This is a genomic window from Streptomyces sp. SID5785, from assembly GCF_009870065.1.
GTDB lineage: Bacteria > Actinomycetota > Actinomycetes > Streptomycetales > Streptomycetaceae > Streptomyces.
In genome coordinates, this window is sequence record NZ_WWIA01000959.1 from 1 (window position 1) to 6,515 (window position 6,515).

General features: G+C 73.8%; 6 protein-coding genes and 1 pseudogene. 4 read left to right on the forward strand and 3 right to left on the reverse strand.

Annotated features, from left to right (window positions below; translation table 11 throughout):
• Positions 1 to 33 precede the first annotated feature (33 nt).
• On the reverse strand, positions 34 to 459 hold the full coding sequence (locus GTW43_RS31325) for an ATP-binding protein (protein WP_343246176.1): 426 nt from the start codon (positions 457 to 459) through the stop codon (positions 34 to 36).
• Between the two features lie 269 nt (positions 460 to 728).
• On the opposite strand from GTW43_RS31325, the gene GTW43_RS31330 reads away from it, so the two are divergent.
• Both GTW43_RS31330 and GTW43_RS31335 read left to right on the forward strand, forming a co-directional pair.
• Positions 729 to 2,528: a choice-of-anchor A family protein gene (locus GTW43_RS31330; protein WP_161305362.1), complete on the forward strand. Its 1,800-nt coding sequence runs from the start codon at positions 729 to 731 to the stop codon at positions 2,526 to 2,528.
• A 112-nt stretch (positions 2,529 to 2,640) separates the two neighbouring features.
• The gene (locus GTW43_RS31335; protein WP_161305363.1) at positions 2,641 to 3,348 is read left to right on the forward strand and encodes a L,D-transpeptidase; all 708 of its coding nucleotides are present in this window, start codon (positions 2,641 to 2,643) and stop codon (positions 3,346 to 3,348) included.
• Between the two features lie 9 nt (positions 3,349 to 3,357).
• On the opposite strand, the gene GTW43_RS31340 is transcribed toward GTW43_RS31335, so the two are convergent.
• Positions 3,358 to 4,236 carry an oxygenase MpaB family protein gene (locus GTW43_RS31340; RefSeq protein WP_343246177.1) on the reverse strand — a complete coding sequence of 293 codons (879 nt, stop codon included), beginning with the start codon at positions 4,234 to 4,236 and terminating at the stop codon, positions 3,358 to 3,360.
• 203 nt (positions 4,237 to 4,439) lie between these two features.
• Between GTW43_RS31340 and GTW43_RS31345 the strand changes: the two genes are divergently transcribed.
• The gene (locus tag GTW43_RS31345) at positions 4,440 to 4,820 is read left to right on the forward strand and encodes a VOC family protein (protein ID WP_161305364.1); all 381 of its coding nucleotides are present in this window, start codon (positions 4,440 to 4,442) and stop codon (positions 4,818 to 4,820) included.
• Positions 4,821 to 4,836: 16 nt separating this feature from the next.
• On the opposite strand, the gene GTW43_RS31350 is transcribed toward GTW43_RS31345, so the two are convergent.
• Positions 4,837 to 5,892 carry an enoyl-CoA hydratase/isomerase family protein gene (locus GTW43_RS31350; RefSeq protein ID WP_161305365.1) on the reverse strand — a complete coding sequence of 352 codons (1,056 nt, stop codon included), beginning with the start codon at positions 5,890 to 5,892 and terminating at the stop codon, positions 4,837 to 4,839.
• A 260-nt stretch (positions 5,893 to 6,152) separates the two neighbouring features.
• Between GTW43_RS31350 and GTW43_RS31355 the strand changes: the two are divergent.
• Positions 6,153 to 6,515: pseudogene (locus GTW43_RS31355) on the forward strand (hypothetical protein); the annotation flags it as partial.

Sequence of the window (6,515 nt, forward strand, 5' to 3'; positions counted from 1 at the left end):
GTCATCGTCCTCGCCCACTCCCTCTCGCTCGCCTCACAGGGGCAGGGTGATCCAGATGCTCTTGCCCCGGCCGTCGGTGTCGCCCCGGACGACGGCGGTGCCGCCCAGGCCATGGGTCAGCTCCATGACGGTGCCCAGTCCGCCCGCCGCCGAACCGGCCGAGGCCCGCGGCAGCGTGGGCCGGAGCGGATGGCCGTCGTGCACACCGAAGGCGAGACAGCCGGCGCCGCCCGCGAAGACCACGGTGACGGTCGGCGCGGAGTCGGCGGCGTGCCGGACGCTGTTGGTGACGAGTTCGCTGAGGATGAGCAGGGCCGGGTCGACGGCCGGGTGGTGCGGATTGACCCCCCACTCGGCGAACACCATCTGCGCGGTCTCACGGGCCAGCCGCACCGCCGAGCCCTCGGCGGGCACGGTCAGGGCGTGCCGCAGGGGCAGCGCCTGCACGGGCGCGGTCACCGCGGGCACCGGCCGGCCGTGTCGTTCTTCTCGCCCACCCGCACGCGGTTCCCTCCCGACGACGACAACACCGGCGACAGCACCAGCGCCGGCGACGCCACCATCTAATGAATTGCCAAGTTTCGCAATTCTGCGAATCCGCGCCGCTCCCCCGCTTGTCCGTACACCGGTCCGCACGTGCCTGTACGCGGGTCCGCACGCTGGTCCGTTCATGTGTCTTCGCGGAGTGGCGACACCGATCATCGGACATACCGGTTGATTCTCGAGGCATGACTGCCACCTCCAGACGCAGGACGACATGGCGCTCGCGGGTGAGCTCGACGGGCCTCGCGTGCGCCGTGCTCGCCGGGGCGCTCCCGGTCCTCACGCTCGGCCTGGCCGCGGCGCCCGCCGCTGCACTCCCGCTGCCCGGCGGGCTCGGCCCGTGCGTGCCCGGCGACTGCCCCGACCCCTACCCCCCGGTGAACAACGGCACGATCGCGGGACGCGACAACGCCGTCAACATCTTCGTCGGCGACGACTTCCTCGTCCGGGGCGGCGCCGCCGAGGCCGAGGGACGCAGCGTCGTCCTCGGCGACTTCGACATGAACAAGTCGGCCTCGGCCGGCCAGGTCTACAACATCGGCGAGGCGGGCGTGGGCTCCCGCGTGCCGCCGCCCGTCGGCGCGGACTGGCTGACGACCGGCGGCGGCGTGAGCGTCGCCGGTGACCAGCGCCTCCTCGCGGAGGACGGCGTCGTACGGCACGCGGGCGGCCTGACCGGCACGGTCGAGGCCCAGAAGACCGTGCAGGACGACGAAGCCGTCACCCCGTACGACGGGCTGCGCGACCAGCTGACCTCCGCCAGCCGCTGCTACGCGCGCGTCGACGGCGCGAGCCGCACGCCCACCGGCACCGCCGTGAACCGGGGCAGCGAGATCGTCTTCACCGGCGACGGCACGTCCGAACTCCAGGTGTTCAACGTCGACTTCGACCTCGCCGGATCGGGTGGCGGTCAGGCCGGCATCTCCTTCGCGAACATCCCCGCCGACGCCACGATCCTGGTGAACGTCCTCGGCAGCCACCGCACCATCAACACGTACAGCGGCGGCATCGACGACACGACCGACCCCCTCAACGCCTACCGCGACCGCCTCCTGTGGAACTTCCCGGACGCGACCACGGTGGATCTGAAGGGCACCGGCCAGTTCCAGGGCAGCTTCCTGATGGGCGAGCAGACCTCGATGACCACGGTGTCACTGCCGGGGATCAACGGCCGGTTCTTCACGACCGGGTCGCTCACGCACACCAGCGCCGAGGGCGGCGGCGGTGGCCAGGAGTTCCACAACTACCCGTTCAACGGCGATCTGCCGGACTGCTCGAGCGCACCGACCGCCGTCGGCCAGGTCAGCGTGCTCAAGGAGGACGCCGACACCCACGCCCCGCTGCCCGGCGCCGAGTTCGAGCTGTGGCAGGAGTCCAACGGGACCGCCGGCCTGCAGACCTCGGGCGACACCCCGGACACCAAGGTCGGCGGCACCTACACGACCGGCAGCGACGGAGTCTCGTCCAGTGCCGTGGGCCTCGGCTCCTACTACTGGCGCGAGACCGCGGCGCCACCCGGATACGAGCTGCCGGACCGGGTCGTGCACGGACCGCTCCGTCTCACCGCGCAGAACGCCCAGGCCGGCGTGCGGATCACGGTGGCGAACGACCCGGTCGACGTCGGTCCCGGGCCCACGACCGGTTCGCTCCACCTGGTCAAGAAGGACGCCAAGACCGGCTCCCGCCTGGAGGGCGCCGTCTTCGAACTGTGGCGCGAGAGCAACGGCGTGGACGGTCTGCAGACCACGGGCACGAAGCCGGACACCAGGAGCGGCCCCGGGTGCGCCACGGACGCCACCGGGACCTGTGACTTCACGGCGCTGCCGTTCGGCACCTACTACCTGCGTGAGACCGCGGTCCCCGAGGGCTACCGGCTGCCCGCCAGGCCCGTCTCCGGCCCCTACGAGGTGACCGAGGAGAACGCCTCCGCGGGCATGAACGTCACCCTCACGAACAAGCGGGGCGAGCCGGGCAAGGGCAAGTAGCCGGACTCCGCACGCTCACCCGTCCGGCCGCCCAGCGATGGGCGGCCGGACGGGTGCGCTGCTTCGCTGACAGGGACGCACCCTCTGCCGACCGCGCCCGTCAGGAGCCCCCATGAAGTCCGCCACCGCCGCCCGCCTCCTCGGCGTCCTGACGGCTCCCCTGCTGTGCGGCCTCGCGGCCTGTGGTCAGGCCCACGCGGCGACGGCCGGAGCCGGCGCGGCGGCCGCGTGCACGGCGCCGACGGGTCCGTACCAGCGGCAGTTGGAGAAGGCCCTCGACCGCCCCGTCGACGGCGTCCAGTCGGAGGCCGACTGCGCGGCGATCCGCGACCTGCAGACCCGGCACAAGATGTCCCGCAAGGACGGCTACGCCGACCTCGGTACGTACCGCACGCTGGTCGCCCTCCAGGCCCGGCCGAACCCCAACGCCGCGGGCCACTGCCCGGTCCGCGCCTCCAAGGTGACCTGCGTCGACCTGGACCGGCAGCTGCTGTGGGTGCAGCAGGGCAAGAAGATCCCGTTCCCCGCGACGCCGATCCGCAGCGGCCGGGACACGGAGGAGACCCGGCCGGGCTGGCACACCATCTACTGGCGCGACATCGACCACGTCTCCACGATCTACGACAACGCGCCGATGCCGTACTCCCAGTTCTTCGACGGCGGGCAGGCGCTGCACGGGCACCCGGGCGAACTGTTCGACGGCGGCGGCTCGGCCGGCTGCGTCAACCTCACCGTCAAGGACGCGAAGACCCTGTGGAACCTGCTCGCGAAGGGCGACAAGGTCTACGTGTGGGGCACAAAGCCGGGCACCCGCGACTGAGCGCCGCGCTCAGTCCCCGGCCGGCTCCCGGCCGGCCGGGCAGCGCTGCGGGAAGGTGCCGAGCTCGGCGATGCGGTAACCGTCCGGATAGCCGCGGACGGTGGAGCTCTGGCGCGCGAAGAACGGCTTCCGGCGCGGCGGCAGCAGCCGGACGAGCCGCCCGCGCAGCCGCATCCCGCCGCGCACCGCGCGCTCCAGCGCGGCGGGCGGGTGCGCGTAGCCGAAGGCGGTCCGCAGCGGCGGGTCCATGAGGCACAGCGAGCCTGCGCGCACGAGCGGGGCGAGCGGTGCGGGGTACCAGGACGCCATGAGGCCGAGCGTCGCCTCGGACACCGCGCGGCCGCCCTCCTCGTACGCGAAGTGCGCGCGCTCGTAGTCCTCCATGAGCTGCTCGAACTCCTCGAACGTCGCCGGGATGTCGCTGATGTTCATGCGCGCGCCGAGGGCCCGGTAGTAGTTGGTGGCCGCCCGCACCTCGTGCCGCGAGTAGGGCCGCCAGCCGTAGTCGTCGAGCCAGCGCTTGGGGACGACGACGAACGTCGCGAGCACGTAGCGGAAGTCGTCGTCGGAGATGGCGTACGCGCGGTGCATCCGGTTCATCCGGCGGATCGCCTCGCGACCCTGCGCCGAGTCGAGTCCGTGCTCCCCCGGGGCGTCGAGGATGAGCACGGTGTCGTCGTAGCGCTTCTGCGGGCGGGCCGTGAACTCGCCGGTCCCGAGCAGCAGTCGGCCGATGCTGGGCACCGCGTACGTGCGGTACAGGGCGAAGCCGAGGGCCTGCATCGTGTCCCACGGGAACTCGTGCGTGGAGCTGATCCGGTAGATCTCCTCGAAGTCCCGCTCGGGGTCGAGGCGGCGGATGTGCTGGAGCCAGTGGGCACGGTGCACGAGGATCCTCCCCAGGAGCCGGTACGGGCTGCGGCGCTCCCATGATTCCGGCCCCGGGGTGTACGGGTCCAGCCGTCGGCGCGCCGGCCGTGCGGGCCCGTCGCTTTCCGGCTGCGGCGGCGTGCGGGCGGGCGACCGTTGTGCGGAGCGCGGTGCGGTGGGGGCGGTGGCGTGCGGCGCGCCGGACAGGAAGACTCGTCCGCATGATCTCGGTGGTGCAGAACGTGGCGATCGACTGTGCGGACCCCTATGCGCTCGCGCGGTTCTGGAGCGCGGTGACGGGCTGCCCGCCCGACCCGGAGGACGGTCCGGACGCCCGGGAGACGCGGGTGCAGCTGACGGAGGGGCCCGCCCTCTACTTCAACCGGGTGCCCGAGCCCAAGACGGGCAAGAACCGGGTCCATCTGTGTCTGCGCCCCGACACCACGCGGGACGCGGAGGTCGGCCGGCTGCTCGCCCTCGGGGCCACGCTCGTCGCGGACCGCCGCGCCCCGGACGGCACGGGCTGGGCGGTCCTCGCCGACCCCGAGGGCAACGAGTTCTGTGTGCTGCGCAGCGCCGGGGAGAAGACGGACGCCCTCTAGGGACGTGAACGGGGCCTCAGGCGAGCCCCAGTTCGCGGGCGCCGAGGGGCGCGAAGTGGCGGTCCACCTCGGCCGGGGTGACCTCCGCGAGCGTGGCCGGCGACCAGTGCGGGGTGCGGTCCTTGTCGATGATGCGGGCACGGACGCCCTCGGGCAGGTCCGGCGTGGCGAGAGCCGCGCACGCCACCCGGAACTCCTGGTCCAGGGCCTGCTCCAGGGTGGTGAAGGCCCGGGCGCGGCGCAGCGCGGCGAGGGTGACCTTGAGAGCCGTGGGCGACTGGGCGAGCAGGGTCTCGGCGGCGTCCTTGGGCGCCGGGTCGCCGTACGCGTGCAGCCGGTCGACGATCTCCTCGACGGTGTCGGCGGCGTAGCAGGCGTCGATCCAGGTCCGCTGTCCGGCGAGCTCGCCGTCCGGGGCCGGCCGCGCGTGCCGGGCGACCGCCTCGTCGGCGGGGGAGGTCGCCAGGTCGTCGAGGAGGGCGGGCAGCGCGGCGGACGGCACGTGGTGGTCGGCGAGTCCGCAGAGCACGGCGTCGGCGGCGCCGATCGCCCCGCCGGTCAGCGCGAGGTGCGTGCCGAGCTCGCCGGGCGCGCGGGACAGCAGGTAGGTGCCGCCGACGTCGGGCACGAACCCGATGCCGACCTCCGGCATGGCGACCCGCGACCGCTCGGTGACGATCCGGACGGAGCCGTGTGCGGACAGGCCGACGCCGCCGCCCATCACGATGCCGTCCATGACGGCGACGTACGGCTTGGGGTAGTGCGCGATGCGTGCGTCGAGCCGGTACTCGGCGCGCCAGAAGGCCTCGGAGCGGGAGCCGTCGCCGCTGCGCGCGTCATCGTGGAAGAGCCGGATGTCGGCCCCCGCGCACAGGCCGCGCTCGCCCGCGCCGGTGAGGACGACGGTGCCGACGGAGGGGTCGTGCTCCCAGGCGTCGAGCGCCTCGGCGATCCGGCGGATCATCGGGAGGGTCAGCGAGTTCAGCGCCCGCGGCCGGTCGAGCGTGAGGTGGGCGGCGCGTCCCCGGGTGCGGAGGAGGACGGGGGCGTCGGCTTCGGCTTCGGCGGTCAAGGCTGTTCCTTCCGGTCACGCGTGGTGCTGAGCACGCCATGCCTATCACCCGCGCCGCCGGGCACGGTGCGACGGGCCCCCGACGGGCCGCCGCCCGGAACGGGACGAGTCCGGCAGGCCCGCGGCGCGATCGGCCGGACACCGCCTAGCCTGGTCCCGAGCAGGACCCCGAGGAGCCCGAGGATCCCGAAGACTCCGAGGATCCCGAAGGTCCCGTAGACCCCGCAGTACCCGACGACGTGACGAGCAGGGAGGCAGCCGTGGGCGAGCGTGCCCGGCCCGTCCCCGTGCGTGTCCCGCGCGCCGGGCGGGCCGTCGCCCTCGCGTCGGCCGCGCTCCTGTCCCTGTTCGCGCTCCTGGTCCCGTCCGCACCGTCCGCCCCGGCCCCCGGGCACGGACCGTGGACCTCGGCGGCGGCCGCACCGTCCTGGGAGCACCACGGGCCGGACGGCACCGGGCTGCACGCCGTGCTCACCGGGCACGCCGTGCGGGGAACGCCGCCCGACGTGCCCTGGCACCACAAGCCGGGACTGCTCCCGCCGTCGGCGGCCGATCCGCTGCCGCGCCGGCTGCCGGGCCGCACCGAGGCGGGGTCCGTCCCCGTCGCGCGCGCGGACCGGCCC